This is a genomic window from Kitasatospora papulosa, assembly GCF_000717245.1.
Classification (GTDB): domain Bacteria; phylum Actinomycetota; class Actinomycetes; order Streptomycetales; family Streptomycetaceae; genus Streptomyces; species Streptomyces papulosus.
Genome location: NZ_JNYQ01000004.1, coordinates 220,208 through 244,471, shown reverse-complemented (window position 1 = coordinate 244,471; position 24,264 = coordinate 220,208). Strand labels below are relative to the sequence as shown.

At 70.0% G+C, this 24,264-nt stretch carries 24 protein-coding genes; 18 read left to right on the top strand and 6 right to left on the bottom strand.

Going from position 1 to position 24,264, the window contains the following annotated elements; all coding sequences use genetic code 11:
- Positions 1–45: 45 nt before the first annotated feature.
- From IA22_RS0112310 to IA22_RS0112255, 12 genes are all read left to right on the top strand, one after another.
- Positions 46–1,335, top strand: a complete 1,290-nt coding sequence (locus IA22_RS0112310) for a serine hydroxymethyltransferase (RefSeq protein ID WP_030123622.1) — start codon at positions 46–48, stop codon at positions 1,333–1,335.
- A gap of 96 nt (positions 1,336–1,431) precedes the next feature.
- The gene (locus IA22_RS0112305; RefSeq protein WP_234318602.1) at positions 1,432–2,793 is read left to right on the top strand and encodes an MraY family glycosyltransferase; all 1,362 of its coding nucleotides are present in this window, start codon (positions 1,432–1,434) and stop codon (positions 2,791–2,793) included.
- Between the two features lie 262 nt (positions 2,794–3,055).
- Positions 3,056–3,493 carry a Cg1360 family ATP-synthase-associated protein gene (locus IA22_RS0112300; protein WP_014154053.1) on the top strand — a complete coding sequence of 146 codons (438 nt, stop codon included), beginning with the start codon at positions 3,056–3,058 and terminating at the stop codon, positions 3,491–3,493.
- Between the two features lie 222 nt (positions 3,494–3,715).
- Positions 3,716–4,531: a F0F1 ATP synthase subunit A gene (gene atpB, locus IA22_RS0112295; RefSeq protein ID WP_014154052.1), complete on the top strand. Its 816-nt coding sequence runs from the start codon at positions 3,716–3,718 to the stop codon at positions 4,529–4,531.
- 75 nt (positions 4,532–4,606) lie between these two features.
- Positions 4,607–4,852, top strand: coding sequence for an ATP synthase F0 subunit C (atpE, locus tag IA22_RS0112290; protein WP_014048348.1), 246 nt, complete (start codon positions 4,607–4,609; stop codon positions 4,850–4,852).
- 42 nt (positions 4,853–4,894) lie between these two features.
- Entirely contained in the window at positions 4,895–5,440 is a 546-nt protein-coding gene (locus tag IA22_RS0112285; RefSeq protein WP_014154051.1) for a F0F1 ATP synthase subunit B, read from the top strand.
- Positions 5,437–6,252: a F0F1 ATP synthase subunit delta gene (locus IA22_RS0112280; protein ID WP_014154050.1), complete on the top strand. Its 816-nt coding sequence runs from the start codon at positions 5,437–5,439 to the stop codon at positions 6,250–6,252. The genes IA22_RS0112285 and IA22_RS0112280 overlap by 4 nt, the downstream gene beginning before the upstream one ends.
- 147 nt (positions 6,253–6,399) lie before the next feature.
- Complete coding sequence (atpA, locus tag IA22_RS0112275) at positions 6,400–7,971, top strand: F0F1 ATP synthase subunit alpha (protein ID WP_014154049.1); 1,572 nt, start codon at positions 6,400–6,402, stop codon at positions 7,969–7,971.
- A 3-nt stretch (positions 7,972–7,974) separates the two neighbouring features.
- Positions 7,975–8,892, top strand: coding sequence for a F0F1 ATP synthase subunit gamma (locus IA22_RS0112270; RefSeq protein WP_014154048.1), 918 nt, complete (start codon positions 7,975–7,977; stop codon positions 8,890–8,892).
- Positions 8,892–10,334 (top strand): F0F1 ATP synthase subunit beta, encoded by a 1,443-nt coding sequence (atpD, locus tag IA22_RS0112265; RefSeq protein ID WP_030123620.1) that lies wholly within the window; start codon positions 8,892–8,894, stop codon positions 10,332–10,334. The genes IA22_RS0112270 and atpD overlap by 1 nt, the downstream gene beginning before the upstream one ends.
- Positions 10,335–10,443: 109 nt before the next feature.
- Positions 10,444–10,818: a F0F1 ATP synthase subunit epsilon gene (locus IA22_RS0112260; protein ID WP_014154046.1), complete on the top strand. Its 375-nt coding sequence runs from the start codon at positions 10,444–10,446 to the stop codon at positions 10,816–10,818.
- Between the two features lie 143 nt (positions 10,819–10,961).
- Positions 10,962–11,408 (top strand): DUF2550 domain-containing protein, encoded by a 447-nt coding sequence (locus tag IA22_RS0112255; RefSeq protein WP_014154045.1) that lies wholly within the window; start codon positions 10,962–10,964, stop codon positions 11,406–11,408.
- Positions 11,409–11,628: 220 nt separating this feature from the next.
- On the opposite strand, the gene IA22_RS0112250 is transcribed toward IA22_RS0112255, so the two are convergent.
- The 3 genes from IA22_RS0112250 to IA22_RS0112240 form a co-directional block, all read right to left on the bottom strand.
- A complete protein-coding gene (locus IA22_RS0112250) occupies positions 11,629–13,512 on the bottom strand; it encodes a glycoside hydrolase family 18 chitinase (protein ID WP_030123619.1) in 1,884 nt (627 codons plus the stop codon).
- A gap of 157 nt (positions 13,513–13,669) precedes the next feature.
- Positions 13,670–14,326: a response regulator gene (locus IA22_RS0112245; RefSeq protein WP_030123618.1), complete on the bottom strand. Its 657-nt coding sequence runs from the start codon at positions 14,324–14,326 to the stop codon at positions 13,670–13,672.
- Positions 14,327–14,331: 5 nt separating this feature from the next.
- Positions 14,332–15,519: a sensor histidine kinase gene (locus IA22_RS0112240; RefSeq protein WP_030123617.1), complete on the bottom strand. Its 1,188-nt coding sequence runs from the start codon at positions 15,517–15,519 to the stop codon at positions 14,332–14,334.
- A 150-nt stretch (positions 15,520–15,669) separates the two neighbouring features.
- Between IA22_RS0112240 and IA22_RS0112235 the strand changes: the two genes are divergently transcribed.
- Positions 15,670–16,227: a hypothetical protein gene (locus IA22_RS0112235; protein ID WP_015578750.1), complete on the top strand. Its 558-nt coding sequence runs from the start codon at positions 15,670–15,672 to the stop codon at positions 16,225–16,227.
- Here IA22_RS0112235 and IA22_RS0112230 read toward each other — a convergent pair whose 3' ends face one another.
- Positions 16,228–16,800, bottom strand: a complete 573-nt coding sequence (locus IA22_RS0112230) for a cob(I)yrinic acid a,c-diamide adenosyltransferase (protein ID WP_015578751.1) — start codon at positions 16,798–16,800, stop codon at positions 16,228–16,230.
- A 231-nt stretch (positions 16,801–17,031) separates the two neighbouring features.
- Between IA22_RS0112230 and IA22_RS0112225 the strand changes: the two genes are divergently transcribed.
- The 3 genes from IA22_RS0112225 to IA22_RS0112215 all read left to right on the top strand — a co-directional run bounded on the left by IA22_RS0112225 (position 17,032) and on the right by IA22_RS0112215 (position 21,170).
- Complete coding sequence (locus IA22_RS0112225) at positions 17,032–17,880, top strand: 3-hydroxyacyl-CoA dehydrogenase family protein (protein ID WP_030123616.1); 849 nt, start codon at positions 17,032–17,034, stop codon at positions 17,878–17,880.
- Positions 17,881–18,125: 245 nt separating this feature from the next.
- Positions 18,126–18,449, top strand: coding sequence for an STAS domain-containing protein (locus IA22_RS0112220; protein WP_014154038.1), 324 nt, complete (start codon positions 18,126–18,128; stop codon positions 18,447–18,449).
- A 240-nt stretch (positions 18,450–18,689) separates the two neighbouring features.
- Positions 18,690–21,170, top strand: coding sequence for a tetratricopeptide repeat protein (locus IA22_RS0112215; protein WP_030123615.1), 2,481 nt, complete (start codon positions 18,690–18,692; stop codon positions 21,168–21,170).
- Positions 21,171–21,261: 91 nt separating this feature from the next.
- On the opposite strand, the gene nucS is transcribed toward IA22_RS0112215, so the two are convergent.
- Positions 21,262–21,933: an endonuclease NucS gene (nucS, locus tag IA22_RS0112210; RefSeq protein WP_014154036.1), complete on the bottom strand. Its 672-nt coding sequence runs from the start codon at positions 21,931–21,933 to the stop codon at positions 21,262–21,264.
- A gap of 257 nt (positions 21,934–22,190) precedes the next feature.
- On the opposite strand from nucS, the gene IA22_RS0112205 reads away from it, so the two are divergent.
- Positions 22,191–22,583, top strand: coding sequence for an SCO5389 family protein (locus IA22_RS0112205; protein ID WP_014154035.1), 393 nt, complete (start codon positions 22,191–22,193; stop codon positions 22,581–22,583).
- 105 nt (positions 22,584–22,688) lie between these two features.
- On the opposite strand, the gene IA22_RS0112200 is transcribed toward IA22_RS0112205, so the two are convergent.
- Positions 22,689–23,720, bottom strand: a complete 1,032-nt coding sequence (locus IA22_RS0112200; RefSeq protein WP_030123614.1) for an LLM class flavin-dependent oxidoreductase — start codon at positions 23,718–23,720, stop codon at positions 22,689–22,691.
- Between the two features lie 211 nt (positions 23,721–23,931).
- Here IA22_RS0112200 and IA22_RS0112195 point away from each other — a divergent pair, with 211 nt between their 5' ends.
- Positions 23,932–24,261, top strand: coding sequence for a hypothetical protein (locus tag IA22_RS0112195; protein WP_014154033.1), 330 nt, complete (start codon positions 23,932–23,934; stop codon positions 24,259–24,261).
- Positions 24,262–24,264: the final 3 nt, after the last annotated feature.

Below are 24,264 nucleotides of genomic sequence, written 5' to 3'. Positions count from 1 at the left end.
GATCTGACGCCACGCACCCCCCTCCTCCAGGCCCGGAGCCGTCAGATGTCGGTCACCACTCCAGCCTCACGCGCAGCCGCGCCGCCGTCCTCCCCGTCCGTCGGCGCCCTGCCCCAGGACTTCGGTGCCCTGGTCCGCCAGGACCCGGAGATCAGCGGCATCCTGCTGGCCGAGGCCGGACGGCAGTCGAGCACCCTCCAGCTCATCGCCGCCGAGAACTTCACCTCGCCCGCGGTGCTGGCCGCCCTCGGCTCCCCGCTCGCCAACAAGTACGCCGAGGGCTACCCCGGCGCCCGCCACCACGGCGGCTGCGAACAGGCCGACGCCGCCGAACGCGCCGCGGTCCGGCGGGCCATGTCGCTGTTCGGCGCCGAGCACGCCAACGTCCAGCCGCACTCCGGTTCCTCGGCGGTCCTGGCCGCCTACGCCGCGCTGCTGCGCCCCGGTGACACGGTGCTCGCCATGGGACTGCCGTACGGCGGGCACCTCACCCACGGGGCTCCGGGCAACTTCTCCGGACGCTGGTTCGAGTTCGCCGGCTACGGCGTCGACCCGGACAGCGGACTCATCGACTACGCGCAGGTACGGGCCCTGGCACGGGCCAGGCGCCCCAAGGCGATCGTCTGCGGTTCCATCTCCTACCCCCGGCACCCCGACTACGAGCAGTTCCGGGCGATCGCCGACGAGGCGGGCGCGTATCTGATCGCGGACGCCGCCCATCCGATGGGACTGATCGCCGGGGGAGCGGCCCCCAGCCCGGTCCCGTACGCCGACGTCGTGTGCGCGACGACGCACAAGGTCCTGCGCGGACCGCGCGGCGGCATGATCCTGTGCGGCGTCGAACTGTCGGAGCGGATCGACCGGGCGGTCTTCCCCTTCACCCAGGGCGGCGCCCAGATGCACACCGTCGCGGCCAAGGCGGTCGCCTTCGGTGAGGCGGCGGCCCCGGCCTACGCCGTCTACGCCCACCGGGTCGTCGCGAACGCCCGGGTCCTGGCGGCCGCCCTGGAGTCCGAGGGCCTCGAGATCACCACGGGTGGTACGGACACCCACATCGTCGTCGCGGACCCCGCCCCGCTGGGCGTGGACGCCCGGACCGCCCGTGAGCGGCTCGTGGCCGCCGGCATGATCCTGGACACGTGCGCCCTGCCGTACGGGGACGCACGCGGCATCCGGCTCGGGACCGCGGCCGTCACCACGCAGGGGATGGACGAGGACGACATGACGAGGATCGCCGGCCTGTTCGGTGCGGCCCTCCGGGCGGAGGGCGACCCGGGCCGGCTGCGCGCCGAGGTGCGCGGACTGGCGGAGCACAATCCGCCGTATCCGGGGTAGCCGAGCCATGGGGAACCATCACCCGTGGCTCGGCGTCCTTGCCGAGGAGACTAGGGTGTGGGGCTGAGATGGCCGGCGAATTCTGTGGGGCAGCCCGTGCGTGATTACCTGCTGACGCTCTGTGTCACGGCAGCGGTTACCTATCTGCTGACCGGACCGGTGCGGAAGTTCGCCATCGCGATCGGGGCCATGCCCGCGATCCGTGCGCGTGACGTACACCGGGAACCGACACCTCGGCTCGGTGGCATCGCCATGTTCGGCGGACTGTGCGCGGGGCTGATCGTCGCGGACCACCTGTTCAACCTGAACGGCGTGTTCGAACTCTCCAACGAACCCAGGGCCCTGCTCTCCGGCGCCGCCCTGATCTGGCTGATCGGCGTCCTGGACGACAAGTTCGAGATCGACGCGCTGATCAAGCTGGGCGGGCAGATGATCGCGGCCGCGGTCATGGTCATCCAGGGTCTGACGATCCTGTGGCTGCCCATCCCCGGCGTCGGCACCGTGGCGCTCACCCAGTGGCAGGGCACGCTGCTCACGGTCGCGCTCGTCGTGATCACCATCAACGCGGTCAACTTCGTCGACGGCCTGGACGGTCTCGCGGCGGGCATGGTCTGCATCGCGTCCGCCGCCTTCTTCCTGTACACCTACCGGCTCTGGTACGGGTACGGGATCGAGGCCGCGGCCCCCGCCACACTCTTCGCCGCGATCCTGATGGGCATGTGCCTCGGCTTCCTGCCGCACAACATGCACCCCGCCCGGATCTTCATGGGCGACTCCGGCTCCATGCTGATCGGCCTCGTGCTGGCCGCCGGGGCGATCTCCGTCACCGGCCAGGTCGACCCGGACGCGATGAAGCTCTTCGAGGGCAGCGAGCGCCAGGCGACCCACGCGATGCTCCCGGTCTTCATCCCGCTGCTCCTGCCGCTGACGATCATCGCGATCCCGGCCGCGGACCTGGTGCTCGCCATCGTGCGGCGCACCTGGAACGGCCAGTCGCCGTTCGCGGCCGACCGCGGCCACCTGCACCACCGGCTGCTGGAGATCGGGCACTCGCACAGCAGGTCGGTGCTGATCATGTACTTCTGGTCGGCCCTCATCGCCTTCGGCGCCGTCGGCTACTCCGTGCACTCCGCGTCGCTGTGGATCGTGCTGGTGATCGTGGGGCTCAGCGCCGTGGGCCTCGTCCTGCTGCTGATGCCCCGCTTCACCCCGCGCGCGCCCCGCTGGGCCGAGGCCTTCGTGCCGCCGCGCTACCGGCGGCGCACCGTCCACGAGGAACCCGTGGACGCCGACGAGGTCACCTCGCGGGGTCAACAGCGCTCCGGCGGCTCGCACATGGCGTCCCCGGCACCGGAACGGGCCGCCGTGCCCGTGGGTGTCTCCGGCGTCAACGGAGCGACCGCGATCGGCCCCCGTTCGCGCTTCGCGGATCGGGACCGCGCCGACTCGTCGCGTTGAGCCCCCGGTACAGAAATGCCCATACCAGACAATGTGGCGTGATGTTCTGCACACACGCGCGGATTAACTCTCATGTGTGACAGCTGGCACACTTTCTGAGTAAAGACCTCATCAAATAGTTTGTGATACCGTTCACGAAGCCCGGCGAGGAAGCCGAAGGACCTGGGTAGCACGGTCCTTTGGCCCGCAGCATCGACTCGGACCGGGCCTACGCTCGTCCCTGACGACCACTGACCACCCCCTGCAACGCGGAGTCACCGCCATGCCGTCCAACGACGCCCGGACTCTCCTCCACACCGCCGTGCCCACTGCTGCCGTCGGTGTCGTCACCGTCGCCGTCAGCGCTGCGCTCGCCGGCGGCAAGGGAGCGATCGGTGCGGCCGCCGGGACGCTGGTGGTGATCCTCTTCATGGGGATCGGACTCGGCGTCCTGCAGCGCACGGCGAAGTCACTGCCGCATCTGTTCCAGGCCATGGGGCTGGTGCTGTACACGACCGAACTGCTGCTGCTCTTCGTCTTCGTCGCCGCGTTCAAGGACACGACGCTGTTCAACCCCCGGGCCTTCGCCGCCGCGGTGATGGTCGCCACCCTCACCTGGGTCGCGGCGCAGATCCGCGTGCACATGAAGACCAAGATTCTTTACGTCGAGCCGGACTCGTCCGCGGGTAAGACGCCCGAGAACACGGGGTCTTCGACGTGAGGGGTAGGGCCGGGATAAGCGCGCGTTCGAGACCCTGCTATCGTCCGGTGCCAACTGCGGCACTGCGGGCGCGGGCATCAAAATCGGCGCCTGCTTCATCGCGAGGCGTAATGCCTGAGCCGCCCCCCATCCGTAACACCAGTCCAGTGCCGACCAGCGGCTGCTTGCCGCGCCGACACAACGAGGTTGCCGTACCTATGCGCCACGCTGAAGGAGCCCGCGGTGAGTGCTGACCCGACGACGGTGCTCGCCTTCGAGACCGACTGCCACATCTTCGACGGATGCGGCTTCCCGGCTCCTGGCCTGCACTCCTTTGTTTTCGAGCCGATGTTCACGCTCGGCGGCATCGAGATCAACAAGCCGATGCTGCTGGCGGTCCTGAGCACCGTTGTCGTCGTCGGCTTCTTCTGGGCGGCTTTCAACAAGCCGAAGCTGGTGCCCGGAAAGCTGCAGATGGTCGCCGAGGCGGGTTACGACTTCATCCGCACCGGTGTGGTGTACGAGACGCTCGGCAAGCGCGAGGGCAAGAAGTACGTACCCCTCATGGTCTCGCTGTTCTTCTTCATCTGGATCATGAACCTCTGGGCGATCATTCCCTTCGCCCAGTTCCCGGTGGTCTCGGTCATCGGATTCCCGGTGGCGCTGGCCGCGATCGTGTACGTCCTCTGGGTCAGCCTGACCTTCAAGCGGCACGGTTTCGTCGGCGGCTGGAAGAACATCTCCGGCTACGACCCGTCGATCGGCCCGGCCCTTCCCTTCGTCATGGTCATCGAGATCATGTCGAACCTGCTGATCCGGCCGTTCACGCACGCCGTGCGACTCTTCGCCAACATGTTCGCCGGTCACGTGCTGCTGCTGATCTTCACGATCGCCAGCTGGTACCTGCTGAACGGCATCGGCATCGCCTACGCCGGTGTCTCCTTCGTGATGGTCATCCTGATGACCGCCTTCGAACTGTTCATCCAGGCGCTGCAGGCCTACGTGTTCGTCCTCCTGGCCTGCAACTACATTCAGGGCGCTCTCGCCGAGCACCACTGACGCAGCCCAGCTCCACCCCCGATAGTCGTCCGGTGGCCAACCCCCACCGGTTCTGAAAGAGAAGGAAGAAACGGCATGTCCGCTCTTGAGACCCTCGCCGCCGTCAACATCACGGGCAACCTCGGTTCCATCGGCTACGGCCTCGCCGCGATCGGCCCCGGCGTCGGCGTCGGCATCATCTTCGGTAACGGCACCCAGGCGCTGGCCCGTCAGCCCGAAGCTGCCGGCCTGATCCGCTCGAACCAGATCCTCGGCTTCGTGCTCTGTGAGGCGCTCGCCCTGATCGGTCTCGTCATGCCCTTCGTCTACCCGGTCGACTAATTCGCGGCATTCCACAAGCCCGAAGCGACGAAAGGCATTGATGTGAACGCCCTACAGCTGGCGTCCGAGGGAGAGATCCAGAACCCGCTGCTCCCGGCGGTTCCTGAGATCGTCATCGGCCTCATCGCCTTCGCCATCGTCTTCGGTTTCCTCGCCAAGAAGCTCCTCCCGAACATCAACAAGGTTCTGGAAGAGCGCCGCGAGGCCATCGAAGGCGGTATCGAGAAGGCCGATGCGGCCCAGACCGAGGCCCAGAGCGTTCTTGAGCAGTACAAGGCTCAGCTCGCCGAGGCCCGCCACGAGGCCGCCCGTCTGCGCCAGGAGGCGCAGGAGCAGGGTGCCGTCATCATCCAGGAGATGAGGGCGGAGGGTCAGCGGCAGCGCGAGGAGATCATCGCGGCCGGCCACGCCCAGATCGAGGCCGACCGCAAGGCCGCGGCGTCCGCGCTGCGCCAGGACGTGGGCAGCCTCGCCACCGCCCTGGCCGGCAAGCTCGTCGGCGAGTCCCTCGAGGACCACGCCCGGCAGAGCGGCACCGTCGACCGGTTCCTCGACGAGCTCGAGGCGAAGGCCGAGGCCGTCCGATGAATGGAGCGAGCCGGGAGGCGCTGGCCGCCGCACGCGAGCGCCTCGACGCACTGACCGACTCCACGTCGGTCGACGCGGCGAAGCTCGCCGAGGAGCTGGCAGCCGTCACCGCGCTGCTCCACCGCGAGGTGTCGTTGCGCCGGGTCCTCACCGACCCGTCGCAGGGCGGCGAGGCCAAGGCCCAGCTGGCCGGACGACTGCTGGGCGGACAGGTGGGCGGCGAAGCCGTGGACCTGGTCTCCGGCATGGTCCGGTCCCGCTGGTCGCAGTCGCGTGACCTGGTCGACGCGGCCGAGGAGCTGGCGAACACCGCCGACCTCACCGCTGCCCAGCGCGCGGGTGTGCTCGACGACGTCGAGGACGAGCTGTTCCGGTTCGGCCGGATCGTCTCCTCCGACGTGGCGCTGCGGTCCGCCCTGACCAACAAGTCGGCCACGGGCTCCGCCAAGAGCGCGCTGCTCCGCAGCCTGCTCGGCGGCAAGGCCCAGCCCGTCACCGAGCGCGTGATCACGCGCCTCGTGACGCAGCCCCGAGGACGTAGCCTGGAGGCGGGACTCGATTCCCTGTCCAGGCTCGCCGCGGAGCGCCGGGACCGCATGGTCGCCGTCGTCACCTCGGCGGTGCCGCTGTCCGATCGCCAGAAGCAGCGCCTCGGTGCCGCCCTGGCGAAGATCTACGGCCGGCAGATGCACCTGAACCTGGACGTGGACCCCGAGGTCCTCGGCGGGATCTCGGTGCGCGTCGGTGACGAGGTCATCAACGGCACGATCGCGGAGCGCCTCGAAGAGGTCACCCGCAGGATGGCCGGCTGACGGCGCGCAGCGCCCACACCGCACCAACTGAACGAGCAAGAATTGCGGCCCGGTTGGGCCGTGCAGAAATTGCAGAAGATTCCTGGGGGTCGCCCCCAGACCCCTTTGAGAAACTTCGGGCCCAACAAGGAGAGCAGGGAACCCCAGATGGCGGAGCTTACGATCCGGCCGGAGGAGATCCGGGACGCACTGGATAGCTTTGTCCAGTCGTACCAGCCGGACGCGGCCTCGCGCGAGGAGGTCGGGACGGTCAGCGTTGCCGGCGACGGCATCGCGAAGGTGGAGGGCCTGCCCTCCGCCATGGCGAACGAGCTGCTGAAGTTCGAGGACGGCACCCTCGGTCTCGCCCTCAACCTCGAGGAGCGCGAGATCGGTGCGATCGTCCTCGGCGAGTTCAGCGGAATCGAGGAGGGCCAGCCGGTGCAGCGCACCGGTGAGGTGCTCTCCGTCGGCGTCGGCGAGGGCTACCTCGGCCGCGTCGTCGACCCGCTCGGCAACCCGATCGACGGTCTCGGCGAGATCGCGACCGAAGGCCGTCGCGCCCTCGAGCTGCAGGCGCCTGGCGTCATGGTCCGCAAGTCGGTGCACGAGCCGATGCAGACCGGCTACAAGGCTGTCGACGCCATGGTGCCGATCGGCCGTGGCCAGCGTCAGCTGATCATCGGCGACCGTCAGACGGGTAAGACCGCTCTGGCCGTCGACACGATCATCAACCAGCGCGACAACTGGCGCTCGGGCGACGTGAACAAGCAGGTGCGCTGCATCTACGTCGCCATCGGTCAGAAGGGCTCCACCATCGCCTCCGTGCGCGGTGCCCTCGAAGAGGCCGGCGCGCTCGAGTACACGACCATCGTCGCCGCCCCGGCGTCCGACCCGGCCGGCTTCAAGTACCTGGCGCCGTACACCGGCTCGGCCATCGGCCAGCACTGGATGTACGACGGCAAGCACGTCCTCATCATCTTCGACGACCTGTCGAAGCAGGCCGACGCCTACCGCGCCGTGTCGCTCCTGCTGCGCCGTCCGCCGGGCCGCGAGGCCTACCCGGGCGACGTCTTCTACCTGCACTCGCGTCTGCTGGAGCGCTGCGCCAAGCTCTCCGACGACATGGGCGCCGGTTCGATGACGGGCCTCCCGATCGTCGAGACCAAGGCGAACGACGTGTCGGCGTTCATCCCGACCAACGTCATCTCCATCACCGACGGCCAGTGCTTCCTGGAGTCCGACCTGTTCAACGCGGGTCAGCGTCCGGCGCTCAACGTCGGTATCTCGGTCTCCCGAGTCGGTGGCTCCGCCCAGCACAAGGCCATGAAGCAGGTTTCCGGCCGACTGCGCGTGGACCTCGCCCAGTACCGCGAGCTGGAGGCGTTCGCCGCCTTCGGTTCCGACCTGGACGCGGCCTCCAAGGCGTCGCTGGAGCGCGGTAAGCGCATGGTCGAGCTGCTGAAGCAGCCGCAGTACGCCCCGTTCCCGATGGAGGAGCAGGTCGTCTCCGTCTGGGCCGGCACCACGGGCAAGATGGACGACGTCCCGGTCGAGGACATCCGCCGCTTCGAGAGCGAGCTGCTCGAGTTCCTGCGCCGCGAGCGCAAGGACCTCCTGACCAGCATCGCCGAGGGCGGCAAGATGTCCGACGACACGCTGCAGTCGATCGCCGACGCGATCGCCTCCTTCAAGCAGCAGTTCGAGACCTCGGACGGCAAGCTCCTGGGCGAGGGCTGATCGATGGGCGCTCAGCTTCGCGTTTACAAGCGCCGCATCCAAGCCGTCACCGCGACCAAGAAGATCACCAAGGCGATGGAGATGATCGCCGCCTCGCGCATCGTCAAGGCGCAGCGCAAGGTGGCGGCGTCGATGCCGTACGCGACCGAGCTCACCCGTGCGGTGACCGCGGTGGCGACCGGCTCCAACACCAAGCACCCGCTCACCACCGAGGCCGAGGCTCCGGCCCGGGCCGCGGTCCTGCTCCTCACGAGCGACCGCGGTCTGGCCGGGGGTTACTCCTCGAACGCCATCAAGACGGCGGAGCGGCTGCGGGAGCGGCTGGCGGCCGAGGGCAAGGAGGTCGACACCTACATCGTCGGCCGCAAGGGTGTCGCGTACTACGGCTTCCGTGAGCGCAAGGTCTCGGAGTCGTGGACCGGCTTCACCGACAGCCCCGAGTACTCGGATGCCAAGAAGATCGCCGAGCCCCTGATCGCGTCCATCCAGAAGGACACGGCCGAGGGTGGCGTCGACGAGCTGCACATCGTCTTCACCGAGTTCGTGTCGATGATGACGCAGAACGCGGTCGACGGGCGGATGCTGCCGCTGTCGCTCGACAAGGGCGAGGAGGAGAGCACCGAGAAGGGCGAGATCCTTCCGCTGTTCGAGTTCGAGCCGTCGGCGGAGGACGTCCTCGACGCCCTTCTGCCGCGCTACGTCGAGAGCCGCATCTACAACGCACTGCTGCAGGCCGCCGCTTCCGAGCACGCCGCCCGCCGTCGTGCGATGAAGTCGGCGACCGACAACGCCGGGGATCTGATCAAGAGCCTCTCCCGGCTTGCCAACGCGGCCCGCCAGGCCGAAATCACCCAGGAAATCAGCGAGATCGTCGGCGGTGCAGGTGCGCTGGCCGACGCGTCCGCGGGGAGTGACAAGTAATGACGACGACAGTTGAGACGGCCGCTGCCACGGGCCGCGTCGCCCGGGTCATCGGCCCGGTCGTCGACGTGGAGTTCCCCGTCGACGCGATGCCGGAGATCTACAACGCCCTGCACATCGAGGTCGACGACCCGGCCGAGGCCGGCGCTCGTAAGACGCTGACCCTGGAAGTCGCCCAGCACTTGGGCGACGGCATGGTCCGCGCGATCTCGATGCAGCCCACCGACGGCGTGGTCCGCCAGGCCCCGGTGACCGACACGGGCACGGGCATCACCGTCCCCGTCGGTGACATCACCAAGGGCAAGGTGTTCAACACCCTCGGCCAGATCCTGAACGAGCCGGAGGCCGAGGCGCAGATCACCGAGCGCTGGCCGATCCACCGCAAGGCCCCGGCCTTCGACCAGCTCGAGTCCAAGACCGAGATGTTCGAGACCGGCCTGAAGGTCGTCGACCTGCTGACCCCGTACGTCAAGGGCGGCAAGATCGGTCTGTTCGGTGGTGCGGGCGTCGGCAAGACGGTCCTCATCCAGGAAATGATCATGCGTGTGGCGAAGCTGCACGACGGTGTGTCGGTGTTCGCCGGTGTCGGCGAGCGCACCCGTGAGGGCAACGACCTCATCGACGAGATGACCGACTCGGGCGTCCTGGACAAGACCGCGCTGGTCTTCGGCCAGATGGACGAGCCGCCGGGCACCCGTCTGCGGGTCGCGCTGTCCGCCCTGACCATGGCGGAGTACTTCCGCGATGTGCAGAAGCAGGACGTGCTGCTCTTCATCGACAACATCTTCCGCTTCACGCAGGCCGGTTCCGAGGTCTCCACGCTGCTCGGCCGCATGCCGTCCGCGGTGGGTTACCAGCCGACCCTGGCCGACGAGATGGGTGTGCTCCAGGAGCGCATCACCTCGACGCGTGGTCACTCGATCACCTCGATGCAGGCGATCTACGTCCCCGCGGACGACCTGACCGACCCGGCCCCGGCCACCACGTTCGCCCACCTCGACGCGACGACGGTTCTCTCCCGTCCGATCTCCGAGAAGGGCATCTACCCGGCCGTGGACCCGCTGGACTCCACGTCCCGCATCCTGGACCCGCGTTACATCGCGCAGGACCACTACGACACGGCCAGCCGCGTCAAGGGGATCCTGCAGAAGTACAAGGACCTCCAGGACATCATCGCGATCCTCGGTATCGACGAGCTGGGCGAGGAGGACAAGCTCGTCGTCCACCGTGCCCGTCGCGTCGAGCGCTTCCTGTCGCAGAACACCCACGCCGCCAAGCAGTTCACCGGCCTGGACGGTTCGGACGTCCCGCTCGACGAGTCGATCGCCGCGTTCAACGCGATCTGCGACGGGGAGTACGACCACTTCCCCGAGCAGGCGTTCTTCATGTGCGGTGGCATCGAGGACCTCAAGTCCAACGCCAAGGAGCTCGGCGTCTCCTGAGCCTCCGGCTCACCGAGGGGGGTGGGTGTGTCCCGCCCCCCTCACCACGCCCCGTAGAATTGAACCGACACCCGGCACGACAGCCGGGTGGTGACCCGAGGAGCCACCCTTGGCTGCTGAGCTGCATGTCGAGCTGGTCGCCGCGGACCGCAGTGTCTGGTCCGGCGAGGCCACCCTCGTTGTCGCACGTACCACGTCCGGCGACATCGGCGTCATGCCCGGTCACCAGCCGCTTCTGGGTGTGCTGGAATCGGGCCCCGTGACGATCCGTACGAGCGACGGCGGGACGGTTGTCGCCGCTGTGCACGGCGGTTTCATCTCGTTCGCGGACAACAAGCTCTCGTTGCTGGCTGAGATCGCCGAGCTTGCCGACGAGATCGACGTCCAGCGCGCCGAGCGTGCGCTGGAGCGTGCGAAGTCGGACACGGACGCGGGCGCCGAGCGCCGCGCGGACGTGCGACTGCGTGCGGTGGCGGCGCACTGAGCGCCCCCACGAGGAGTTTCTGACTCAGCCGCGGCCCGTGCTGGAGAGATCCAGACCGTGTCGCGGCTGAGGCGATGCAGGTGCAGTCCGGTTCGGCTCGGTTCGGTATCCGTTTACTCGACGATGCGAGGAGGTCGGTGGAGATGGTCCTCGCGTTGTGGGTGGGCGGTCTGGTCGTCGTACTGGTCGCGGTGGGGCTGTTCGTCTTCGGCCTCCGCAGGCGGCTGATCCAGCGTTCCGGCGGCACCTTCGACTGCAGCCTGCGCTGGGACGTGTCGGAGGAACCCGACCCGTCGGGCAAGGGCTGGGTGTACGGGGTCGCCCGGTACAGCGGTGACCGCGTCGACTGGTTCCGGGTCTTCTCCTACTCACCGCGTCCCCGTCGGGGGCTGGAACGTTCCGCCATCGAGGTCGTCGCCCGCCGGCTGCCCGAGGGCGAGGAGGAGCTGGCGCTCCTGTCCGACTCCGTCGTGCTCGGCTGTCTCCACCGGGGGACCCGCCTGGAGCTGGCGATGAGCGAGGACGCCCTGACGGGTTTCCTCGCCTGGCTGGAGGCGGCACCGCCCGGCCAGCGAGTCAATGTGGCTTGAGTAGGGCTCTCGCTGGTCGGGGGTCCCCCCGGACGGAGTCTGGGGGAGGGTCGATGTGGCTTGAGTAGGGCTCTCGCTGGTCGGGGGTCCCCCCGGACGGAGTCCGGGGGAGGGGCGACCTGGCCCGAGCGAGGCCCGCAGCGCATGCGAAAACCGGGGAGACAGGGGGCGGACCTGTCTCCCCGGCGCTTTTTGCGGGGGGTGCGAGTGCCTCGTGGGGTCAGTTGAGGCCGTTGTCCATCGCGGTCACGAGCTCACCGTTGGCGGTGTCGCCGCTGAACTCCCAGAAGAACGCGCCACCCAGGCCCTGGCTGTTCGCCCAGGCCATCTTGGACGTGATCGTCGCCGGGGTGTCGTAGCTCCACCAGTTCGTGCCGCAGTGCGCGTACGCGGTGCCGGCGATCGTGCCGGTGGCGGGGCAGGTGTTCTTCAGGACCTTGTAGTCCTCGTTGCCGGCCTCGTAGGTCCCCGGGGCCGCGCCGGTGGCGGTGCCGCCCGGAGCGGACTGGGTGACGCCGGTCCAGCCGCGGCCGTAGAAGCCGATGCCGAGGAGCAGCTTGGAGGCCGGGACGCCCTGGGCCTTCAGCTTGGCGATGGCGGCGGCGGAGTTGAAGCCCTCCTGCGGGATGCCGGAGTACGAGGTCAGCGGTGAGTGCGGGGCCGTCGGGCCCTTCGGTGCGAAGGCGCCGAAGAAGTCGTACGTCATCACGTTGTACCAGTTCATGGACTGGGCGGCGCCGGCGTAGTCGGCCGCGTCGATCTTGCCGCCCGCCGAGCCGTCCGCGGTGATCGCGGCGGTGACCAGGTTGCCGGTGCCGAACTTCGCCCGCAGGGCGGAGGCGACGTTCTTCAGCGCTGCCGGGCCGCTCGTGTCGCAGGTGAGACCGCAGGCGTTCGGGTACTCCCAGTCGATGTCGATGCCGTCGAAGACATCGGCCCAGCGGGGGTCCTCGACCAGGTCGTAGCAGGACTGGGCGAAGGCGGCCGGGTTCTGGGCGGCCTGCGGGAAGCCGCCGGACCAGGTCCAGCCGCCGAACGACCAGAGGACCTTGATGTGCGGGTACTTGGCCTTCAGCTTGCGCAGCTGGTTGAAGTTGCCGCGCAGCGGCTGGTCCCAGGTGTCGGCGACGCCGTCCACCGACTGGTCCGCGGTGTAGGCCTTGTCGTAGTCGGCGTAGGAGTCACCGATGGTGCACCTGCCGTTCTGGACGTTGCCGAAGGCGTAGTTGATGTGCGTGATCTTCGCGGCCGAACCCGAGGTCACGAGGTTCTTGACGTGGTAGTTGCGTCCGTAGACGCCCCACTCGGTGAAGTAGCCCAGGTTGATCTTGTCGCCGGTACCGGGGTTGCCCGGGTCGGTGGTCCCGGTGGTGCGGACGGCGACCGAGGCGCTGACCGGACCGGTCTGGTCGGCGGTGTCACGGGCCTGCACGGTGTACGAGTAGTCGGTGCCCTTGGTGAGCCCGCTGTCGGTGTACGTCGTCGTGGTGACCGTGGCGACCTTGGCGCCGTCGCGGAGGACGTCGTAGTTCTTGACGCCCTTGTCGTCGGTGGCGGCGGTCCAGCTGATCTTCGCCGAGGTGTCCGTCACGTTGCTCGCGGTCGGGGTGCCGGGCTTGGACGGGGGGTTGTCGCCGGGCACGCTGCCGCCGTCACAGGAGGCGCCGTTCAGCTTGCAGCCGGAGGGGGAGCCGGAACCCGTGCCGTTGAAGCCGAAGCTGATGCTGGCGCCGGGGGCGACCGTGCCGTTCCACCCGAGGTTCTTGGCGGTCCAGTGGGTCCCGGAGCTGGTCACGGAGGCGTCCCAGGCGGAACCGACCGCGGTGCCGGAGGGGAAGTCCCACTCGATCGTCCAGGAGGAGAGCGCGGTGGTGCCGGTGTTCTTGACGGTCCACTGGCCCTCGAAGCCGGTGCCCCAGTCGGACTTCTTGACGTAGGAGGCCGTGGCGGAGGTGGCGGCCTCGGCCGGGGAGGCCAGGCCGACCATCGCGGCGAGGGGGAGCAGCAGCGCGGTGAGGCCCGCGACGGCCTTGGACCTGGTGGCGGTGCCTGCTCCGCTTCTCCATCTGAGACGGGTGAGGCGTACGGGGTTGTCAGTGCTCAACGGTGCTCCTCGGGTGAGGCCCGGCAAACGGGGGATGATCCGTAACCTGCGAACCCTGCGTCGCCCTGAGCTCGCCTTGTCATGGCTTACTCACCGCAGCGTGTCCGGTGAGATTAGGAAGGTCTGGACCAATCGTCAAGAGGTCCAGACCAAAGATTCACGCTCCGGGCCGAACACCCAACTGCTGCGCGAGCACGGCGGCTTGGGCCCTGCTGCGCAGCCCCAGCTTCCCGAGGAGCCTGCTGACGTGCGTCTTCACCGTCGCCTCGGCCATCGACAGCCGCCCGGCGATCTCCATGTTGGACAGTCCCAGGCCGAGGCATCCCAGCACCTCACGCTCCCTGCGCGTCAAGGTGCCGAGGGCCTCGGGCTCGGCCGGCTCGTGCGCGGGGGAGGCCGAGGCGAACTCCTCGATCAGCCGCCGCGTCACGGCCGGTGCGATCAGGCCCTCGCCGCGTGCCACCGTACGGACCGCGGCGATGAGGTCCCCGGCCTCCGTGTTCTTCAGCAGGAAGCCCGACGCTCCCGCGCGCAGCGCGCCGAAGACGTACTCGTCCAGGTCGAACGTCGTCAGCACCAGCACGTCCGCCAGCCGCTCCGCCACGATCTGCCGGGTCGCCGACACCCCGTCGAGCCGTGGCATCTGCACGTCCATCAGGACCAGGTCCGGGCGCAGTTCACGGGTCAGACGCACCGCGGCCTCACCGTCCGCGGCCTCGCCCACCACCTCGATGTCCGGCGCGCTCCTCAGGATCAGCACCAGCCCCGCGCGTACCGCCGACTGGTCCTCCGCGACCAGCACCCGGATCGTCATGCCCGTCATGTCCTCTCCTCGACGGGCAGTTCGGCCCGCACCACCCAGATCTTCTCGCCGTCGCCCCGGAGACCGGGCCCCGCCCCGATGGTCCCGCCCAGCAGGGCCACCCGTTCCCGCATCCCCACCAGGCCCGCTCCCGAACCGGGCGCGCGGGGCCCCGGGCGGTCGCCGAACACACTGCTCACCTCCACCGTGAGCGCCGTGCGGGACCGCCCCAGCCGAACGGTCACCGGGCCGGGCGCCGCGTGCTTCAGCGCGTTCGTCAGCGACTCCTGGACGATGCGGTACGCCGCCAGCTCCACCGGCGCCGGGAGCGGCCCGGGCTCCTCGCGGCCGTCGTCCAGGGTGACGGTGAGCCCGCTGGACGCGGAGTTGGCGCCGGCCTGCTCCACGAGGGCGTCCAGGGAGCCGAGGGTCGGGGCGGCACTCGGCTCCCCGGACGTGTCGCTCTCCCGCAGGAGCCCGATCAGCCGCCGCATCTCCGTCAGCCCGTCGACACTGTTCTGCCGGATCACGCCCAGCGCGTCCCGGGAGGTGCCCGGATCGTCGATGGAGAGCGCCGCGGTGGAGTGGATGGCGATCGCCGAGAGATGGTTGGCGACCATGTCGTGCAGTTCCCGCGCCATCCGTGACCGCTCCGCGGTCACCGCCTGCACCCGGTCCATCTCGGCCAGCAGCGCGGTCTGGTCGGCGCGCAGCCGGGCCGCCTCTGCGGCGTCCCGGTGGTTGCGCACACTGGCACCGGTCAGCGCGGGCCCGAAGAGGACCATCCCGATGACGATGCCGATGAGCAGGGCGTCCGCCGACGGGACCCAGGCCACGAGGCCCGTCGTCGCGGCGACCGTGACGAGCAGGGTGATCACCGGGATGCGGCGGGACGCGGTGGGGGAGCCGTACAGCACCGCGGCGTACACGAGGTCGGTGTACATCAGCAGCGTGGCCAGGCTGCCCACGGTCAACTGGTCGGCGACCAGAGCCGGCGTGCCCAGCGCCAGCGCGGTGCACGGGGCGCCGCGGCGCAGCAACTCCAGGGCCGACATGGCGGCGAGGGGCAGCAGGGACACCCAGGGGGCGTCGAAGAGGCGGCCGTTCTGGATGTGGATGCCGACCAGCCACAGGAACACACCGCCCGACAGTCCGAGGACCGCGAGCAGTACGTCGTGACGGTGCGGGCGCGCGACGGAGAGCACGCTCCCATCCAACACGGCGGTGCGCCACGGCACGTCCGTACCCGGGGTGAGGTGCGGCTACATCGAAGGATGCAGTCCCGTCTCGTCACCGCCGACGACGATCCGGCGCCGTCCGGGAGGGAGTCTGGAGGGACCGGAAGGAGAAGGACCGTGATCGTCACGCTGATCGTGCTCTGCGAGGTCGGCTTCTGGGTGCTGCTGGCAGCCGGACTCGCGCTGCGGTACGTCGCGCGGAAGCCCCGGCTGGGCGCGGCCGTGCTGCTGTGCGAGCCCCTGCTGGAGGTCGTCCTGCTCGTGGTGACGGCCGTCGACCTGAAGAACGGCGCCGAGCCGGGCCTGAGGCACGGCCTGGCAGCCGTCTACATCGGCTTCACCGTCGGACTCGGCCACTCCACCGTCAAGTGGGTCGACGCCAGGGTCGCCCACCGCTTCGGCGGCGGCCCGCCCCCGGTGAAGCCCCCCAGGTACGGCATGGCCCGCGCCGCACACGAGTGGCGCGTCGCGGCCCGCTGGACGGTGGCCGCGGTGACGGCCATCGCCCTGCTCCAGGCGGCGGCCTGGTACGTCGGCGGGGACGGCGACACCGGCTCGCTGCACATGTGGCAGCAGAAGATGCTCTGGGTGATCGGGATCAACCTGCTCGTCGCCGGCGGCTACACGCTCTTCCCCAAGCGGGAGCCGAAGAGCCGCGCCGGAGCCGGACGCTGATCAGCGCTCGCCGCCGGGAACCCACAGCACGTCCCCGACCTCCTTGTTCGCCGTCCTGGCGAGGATGAACAGGAGGTCGGAGAGACGGTTCAGATACGTGGCCGTCAGGGCGTTCATCACGTCCCCGTGGACCTCCAGCGCCGCCCAGGTGGACCGCTCGGCCCGCCGGACGACCGTGCAGGCCTGGTGCAGCAGCGCCGCCCCCGGGGTGCCGCCCGGAAGGATGAAGCTGCGGAGCTTCTCCAGCTCCTCCAGGAAGGTGTCGCAGTCCGCCTCCAGCTTGTCGATGTAGGACTGCTCCACCCGCAGCGGCGGGTACTCCGGGTTCTCCACCACCGGCGTGCACAGGTCCGCACCCACGTCGAAGAGATCGTTCTGCACCCGGACCAGGACCTTCACGACGTCCTCGGAGAGGTTCCCGAGCGCGACCGCCGTACCGATCACGGCGTTGGCCTCGTTGGCGTCGGCGTAGGCGGAGATCCGCAGATCGGTCTTGGCGGTCCGGCTCATGTCGCCGAGGGCGGTGGTGCCCTTGTCGCCGGTACGGGTGTAGATGCGCGTCAGATTGACCATGGGGCCAGCCTAGTTACGCCCCGGCCCCGTGGAGGACCCGCGTGCCGACCGTCACAGGCGGATCCGTCGGCCGTCCTCAACTGCGCGCGGCGCGCCGCCGCGTGACGGTGGACGGTGTGATGTCCGTCATGTGAGACGTGACGCGCATCTCTTCGGGGCCTCACGGACCCTCACGGGTACTAACCTCCGCCGGAGAGCATGTGCAGAACTGAGAAGATTGGGGTGCGGATCGTGGCCAGGAAGCTCGCCGTCATCGGCGCCGGACTCATGGGGTCCGGTATCGCGCAGGTCTCCGCCCAGGCGGGCTGGGACGTGGTGCTGCGTGATGTCACGGACGAGGCACTGGCCCGCGGGCGTGGCGGCATCGAGGCCAGTTACGGCAAGTTCGTCGCCAAGGGCAAGCTGGAGGCGGCCGACGCGGAGGCCGCGCTCGCCCGGATCACCACGACCACCGACCTCGACGCCGTGGCCGACGCGGACGTCGTCGTCGAGGCCGTCTTCGAGAAGCTCGAGGTCAAGCACGAGATCTTCCGCACCCTCGACAAGGTCGTACGCGAGGACGCCGTCCTCGCCTCCAACACCTCCGCCATCCCGATCACCAAGATCGCGGCCGTGACGGAGCACCCGGAGCGGGTCGTCGGCGTGCACTTCTTCTCGCCCGTCCCGATGATGCAGCTCTGCGAGCTGGTGCGCGGGTACAAGACCAGTGACGAAACCCTGGCCACCGCACGGGAGTTCGCCGAGTCGGTGGGCAAGACCTGCATCGTCGTCAACCGTGACGTCGCGGGCTTCGTCACCACCCGGCTGATCTCGGCGCTGGTCGTCGAGGCGGCCAAGCTGTACGAGTCGGGTGTCGCCTCCGCCGAGGACATCGACACCGCCTGCAAGCTGGGCTTCGGCCACGCCATGGGACCGCTCGCCACGGCGGACATGACCGGCGTGGACATCCTGCTGCACGCGACCGGCAACATCTACACCGAATCCCAGGACGAGAAGTTCGCCGCCCCGGAGCTGATGCGCCGGATGGTCGATGCAGGTGACATCGGGCGCAAGAGCGGGCAGGGCTTCTACACCTACTGATCACGACCGGGGCCCCGGGCTGTCTGATGCGCCGTCAATCAGACCCGGGGTCCCGGGATCCGGCACCGACAGGTGCGGGATCCGACGGGGACCGGCGGACCTCTTTCACCCCTCGGGGTGAATTCGGTATCGGTTCGCTTACAGACGGCAACTTACCTGTCGCTGCGGCAGTCAGTTGTGGCAGGGACAGAAAGCGACACATACAGGCAGACAGACTTGCTGCGGAGTACTTCCGGGGAGCGCATATGCATATCAGGGGCGACCACGCCGAGCTGGTCGTCGGGGGCCGCCTCGACGTCCGAAGCGCGGCGGACGCCCGTACGGTCCTGCATTCGGCCGTCGACGACGGCGCCGGCGACCTTGTGCTGAACCTGACCGAGCTCGACTCGTGGGACGCCACCGGACTCGGCGTCATCATGGGGGCGCACCGCAGAGCCGGCCGGGCCGGCCGGAGGCTGGTGCTGCGCGGTGTCCCGCCGCAGATGCAGCGTCTGCTCGTGGCGACGCGACTGCACCGGATCCTGGCCATCGAGGGCGGGCTCGCCGCGGACTCCCTGCCACGCGTCTAGATCCGCCCGTACGGGCCCCGCGTACGCCCCCGGACGGGCGATACACGCACAATCCTCACGAGAACGTGATGTCAGGGGCGGCGCGGCCCCCCGCCCGTTCGTAGATACTGTGCGAAGGTTTAGGGTTCGGCCGTCTGCTGATAGACGAGGACCCACTGGCGGACACCGGACCGGAAGCGACAGCGGGGCGTGTGAGGCCGGAAGGGCAACAGCGCGCTGCGCGTCTGGGGGACTTAGACGATGGACCCGACCAACCGCGGACCGGAAGAGTACGGCGACGACCACTCCGGTGACGACGGGACGCGGCGACGGCAGTCCCGCGACCCGTTGACGCCCGACTTCGGGCACCAGACACCGCAGCAGTCGCGCACGGTGCAGCTGATATCGGGCGACTTCCTGCTCACCGTCAACCCGGTCGACGGCAGCGAGATCGAACCCTGCCGCCCGGGCGAGCGGCCCGACGCGCCCGTACGGCACACCGCCGCCCGGCGGGTGGAGCGCGAGCGTGCCGCCGCGCCCCCCGTCCCCGCGGGACCGCCGGCGCCGCAGATGCCCCTCCTGGAACGCCGGGACGAGCGCGAGCGGCTGGTACGGCTGCTCGCCCGCGGTCGCTCGGTGTGCCTCACCGGACCGGCCGGTTCCGGCCGCACCGCCCTGCTGGACGCCGTGGCGGCCGACTGCGCGGATCTGGCCCCCGACGGGGTCGTACGCCTCTCCGGGTACAAGCGGACCGCCTCGGAGCTGCTGTACGGGCTGTTCGAGGCCGTCCACAGCGCTCCGCTGCACCGCCCCGACCGCGAGGGCCTCCTCGCCCTCGTCCACGGTGTCGGTGCCGTGGTCGTCGTCGACGACCTGGAACTGGGCGGTGCCGCCCTCCAGGAACTGCTGGACGCCACCCCGGAGTGCGCGTTCCTGTTCGCCACGACGCCCGACGTGCCGTCGCCCGCGGCCGACGCGAACCTCGAGGAGGTCTTCCTCACCGGCCTCGGCCGCAGCGCCTCGATCGAGCTCATGGAGCACGTCGTGGAACGCGCGCTCACCGACGAGGAGGCGAACTGGGCGGGAGACCTCTGGTTCGAGTCGGAGGGGCTGCCGCTGCGCTTCGTCCAGGCGGGTGCCCTGCTGCGCCAGCGCGACGACCTGCGCGCCGGACAGGACCCGCTCGACGTCCACGACGAGGAACCCGGCGACGCGCCCTTCGGCCGGGCGGAGCCGGCCGTCCTCCCGCTGCCCAGCCTCGGCGAGGGCGCGGCGCCCGCCGCCCTGCTCGCCTCCCGGCTGAGCGAGGCCGCCCGCGAGACCCTGCGCTTCGCCGTCGCCCTCGGTGGCGAGGTGCCGCACCAGGCGCACCTGCCGGCGCTCGTGGGCGACACCCATGCCGACGCCGCCCTGGGCGAACTCGCCCTCTGCGGTCTGCTCTCCCCGGCGGGCCCCCGCTACCGGCTGGCCGCCGGTGTCCTGACCCAGCTGGAGGCGAGCGGCTACGACGAGAGCGCGGAGGCGCACGCCCGCAGCGCCGCCCAGCACTACGCGTGGTGGGCGGGGCATCCCTCCGTCACCCCGGAACGCGCGGTCGCCGAGTCGGACGCCATGCTCGCCTCGATGACGTGTCTCGTCCCGGGCGAGGCGCCCGGACAGGCGAGTGTGGCCGTCCTGCTGGCCCGCAGCGCCGCTCCGGCGTTCGCCGCGGGGATGCAGTGGGGTGCCTGGGAGAAGGCCCTCAGGACCGGGCAGGAGGCCGCACGGATCGCGGGCGAGGTGGCGGAGGAGGCGTACTTCCACCACGAGCTCGGTGTCCTCGCGCTCTGCACCGGCCATCTGGACCGGGCCCGCGCGGAGCTGGAGACGTCCGTGGGGATGCGCGGCGCGCTCGCCGACAAGGCCGGTGCGGTGGCCGGGCGCCGGGCGCTCGCCCTCGTCGCGGACCGCTCCGGCGAACCGGTGATCGGTACCCTCGCGGCCGACGACGTGCCGGTGGTCCCGCGCCACGACGAGCCTGCCTCACCGCCCGGCGGAACCCCCGGGCCCAAGCCGCTCTTCCCCCGGCTGGCCGACACGTCCTCGACCCTGATCACCCATCAGCCCCCGCCGCCCGCCCGTGCGGCCGCCGGGGGCGTGGGAATCCTCCGCGGTGCGCGGCGCAACCTCGTCGCGGTGGGCGCGGGAGCGCTGCTGGCGGCCGTCCTCGGCACGGTGGTGACCCTGGGAGCCACCTCCGGCAGCGAGGACCCGGAAGGACAGAGCGTCACGACCGAACAGTCGGCGGACGAGGACGACGGCGAGAACGGCATCCCCGCGGACGAGCCGGCCGGCGACCCGACCACCGAGGCGGGCACGGCCGGCGGCGGCTCCCCCTCTCCGGGCACATCGGGCCAGGCCACTCCGTCCGGCAGCGCGACGCCCTCCCCGGGGACGTCCGAGCCCGGCGAGAGCCCGTCCTCGGGCACACCGTCCAGCGACGGCCCCAGCAGCCGGCCGACCTCAGGGGACCCGACCCCGACGGACCGGCCGACGAAGCCGACGACCACCCCGCCCACCACCGAGCCGACGCCCACGGATCCGACCCCGACGGACCCGACCCCCTCGGAACCCACTCCCTCGGACCCCACGACGGAACCGGAGACCTCCAACTCCGCCAGCGGACCGGCCGAATCGGCGACCGCCTCGGCGACCGTCGACGGGACGGGCCAGGAGACCCCCGGCACCACGACGACCACCTGAGACACGGAATCCCCCGGTGGGCCCGGATCCGGGCCCACCGGGGGATTCCGTGTCCGTGGCGCCCCGGGGGAGTCCGTGGCGCCGCCGCGTGTCAGAACAACCGCAGCTTGTCGTCCTCGATCCCGCGCATCGCGTCGTAGTCGAGCACCAGGCACCCGATCCCGCGGTCCGTCGCCAGCACCCGGGCCTGCGGCTTGATCTCCTGCGCCGCGAACACACCCCGGACCGGAGCCAGATGCGGATCGCGGTTGAGCAGCTCCAGATAGCGGGTCAGCTGCTCCACGCCGTCGATGTCGCCCCGGCGTTTCAGCTCCACGGCCACCGTCGCGCCGTCCGCGTCCCGGCAGAGGATGTCGACCGGGCCGATCGCGGTCGGGTACTCGCGGCGGATCAGGGTGTAACCCTCACCGATCGTCTCGATGCGGTCGGCGAGCAGCTCCTGGAGGTGAGCCTCCACCCCGTCCTTGATGAGCCCCGGGTCGACACCCAGCTCGTGGGACGAGTCATGGAGGATCTCCTCCATCGTGATGATCAGTTTCTCGCCCGCCTTGTTCACCACGGTCCAGACGCCCTCGTTCTCATCGGCGCCCTCCTTCAGGGTGCACGGCGGGGACATCCAGTTGAGAGGTTTGTACGCCCGGTCGTCGGCGTGGATCGAGACGCTGCCGTCCGCCTTCACCAGGATCAGACGGGGGGCGGAGGGCAGGTGGGCGGTGAGCCGGCCCGCGTAGTCGACGGAGCAACGGGCGATGACGAGACGCATGGTCGGCAACGCTACTCGACGATTCGCGGTCCACGCGATTCGCGGGTCCCTCCCGGCCGCCCCTCCACACCCACGGATCGGGCTTGCCCCTCTTTGCGACCGTTCGTTATTGGCCGGTTGTGTTCCCAATCTCCTGGTGCGGCCTGGACTGCGCCCTTACCGTGGAAGCAGGAGGTCGTCGTCTGTGTACGCAGCGTCGCCGTCCTGCCCTGCCCGTAAGGCCCCGGCCACCTGCCGGGGTCGCGAGAGGAGAACCCATGTCGCTCGACGTCTCACCGGCGCTGTTGGAACAGGCCGAGCGAGGCGAGGTCGACGAAGCCGACTTCGTCGACTGCGTCCGGACCTCCCTGCCCTACGCATGGGAGATGATCAGCTCTCTGGTGGCCCAGCTGAAGGTCGACGGCGGACAGTTCGCCGACAACCAGACGCCGCCGCCGGACGAGCAGGCACGTGGTCAGCTGCTGCGTGCGCTCGCGAGTGATGCGATACGCGGCGCGCTGCAACGGCACTTCGGAGTGCGCCTGGCATTCCAGAACTGCCACCGCGTCGCGGTGTTCCCGCTGGACGCCTCGGTCGACGAGCGCCTTGCCCGATTCACCTCGGTGAGGGGCCAGTTGCTCAACCAGTCGCCCGAACTACGGGACTGCTGAACGCTTCCGCTGCCGCTTCGGGCCGCGGGAGGTGCAACTGGCTCCGGGGCGGCAGCTCCCGCACCACCGCACCACCGCACCACCAGGACCATCAGCGTGAACGGGTCACTCCAGCAACGGCAGCACTTCCTCGCCCAGCCGCTGCACATTCGTCTCCGTCGCCGCGAGATCGCCCGAGCCCTCCACCATGAGGGCGAAGCGGGTGATGCCCGTGCGCTCCGCCGTGGCCGCCAGCCGGTCCGCGGCGAGACGGGGCGGACCCACCGGGTGCAGGCCGCACAGGAACTCCGTGTACGCGACGGGGTCCCGCATCACCCGGTGGCGGCCGTCGATCGTCACATGGGCGTCGAGCCCCTGCCGCAGCCACCCCGGCATCGCCTTCACGAGCGTCTCCACGGCGTCGGCGGGGCGGTCGGCGATCTGCGCCACCCCTGCGGACACATGTGCTACCCGCTCCGCGACCTCCGCCGGCTGACCGGCCCTCCGGGCGGCCGATCGCCACAGAGCGACCATGTCGGCCTTCTCCTCGTCGCCGCAGTGCATCCCGAGGAGCATCGGCAAACCCTTCTCAGCGGCGAGTTCCACGCTTTTCGGCGACGTGCAGGCGACGACCACCTCGGGGCCCGCCGGACCGTCCCCGAGGAGCTCGTCGGCCCGGGGCACCACGGCGACCTCGCGGAAGCCGTAGCGCTCCCCGTCGCCGGCCACCCGTGGCTTGTCCAGCCACTCCAGCAGCAGCTCCAGGGCCTCGGGGAAGCCCTTCTCGTACGCGTCGAGGCCGCCGCCGAACACCTCCAGATCGACCCACGGACCACCGCGTCCGACCCCCAGGGAGAAGCGTCCGCCGCTGGTCAGATGCAGCAGCGCGGCCTGTTCGCCGAGCGCGACCGGGTGCTGGTTCGGCAGCACGCTCACCGCCGTGCCCACCCGGATCCTGCGGGTGCGGCCGAGCAGCAGGGCGGCCAGGGTCGTGGCGGACGGGCAGACCCCGTACGGCACGAAGTGGTGTTCCGCCAGCCAGACGGAATCGAGTCCCGACTCCTCCGCGACCTCCGCGGACCTGACGGCACGGTGCAGGGCCTCTCCCTGCCCCTGGCCCGGGAACTGGGCCGCCAGTACGAATGTTCCTACGCGCATCGCCTCTTGCCTCCTTACGGCCGACGCGGCTCCCCCTACCGGCAACAACGTCTGACACGTGCCAAAGGCACGGTCCACGGCGAAGTTGTTGCGATTTTCCGGTAACCCACTCGCCCCGCCGCTGCTCAGGGGCCTCAGACACCTCCTGCCCGCAGCCGATGCCTCTAGGCTGGACGGGATGTCCGTCCGCTCCGGCCCCGTGAGGTGTCCCGTGTCCCCGCGCCGCAACCGCCCCCGAGGCGGCGATGGTCCCACCGGCAACGCACCGGAGGCGGGTGGCCGGTACGGCGGGGGCGGCGCCACCGAGAGCTGGCAGGACGAGGAGTGGTCGGTGCGTCCGGTCAGCGGCGCGAGCGCGATGGGCAAGCGCTACCGCTGCCCCGGCTGCGACCAGGAGATCCCCTCGGGGGTCCCGCACCTAGTCGCCTGGCCCGAGTACGGCGGGATCGACGACCGCAGGCACTGGCACAAGGCCTGCTGGAACGCGAAGGACCGCCGCACCACCCGGGTGCAGCGGTCCAGGAACGCTCCGCGCCACTGACCG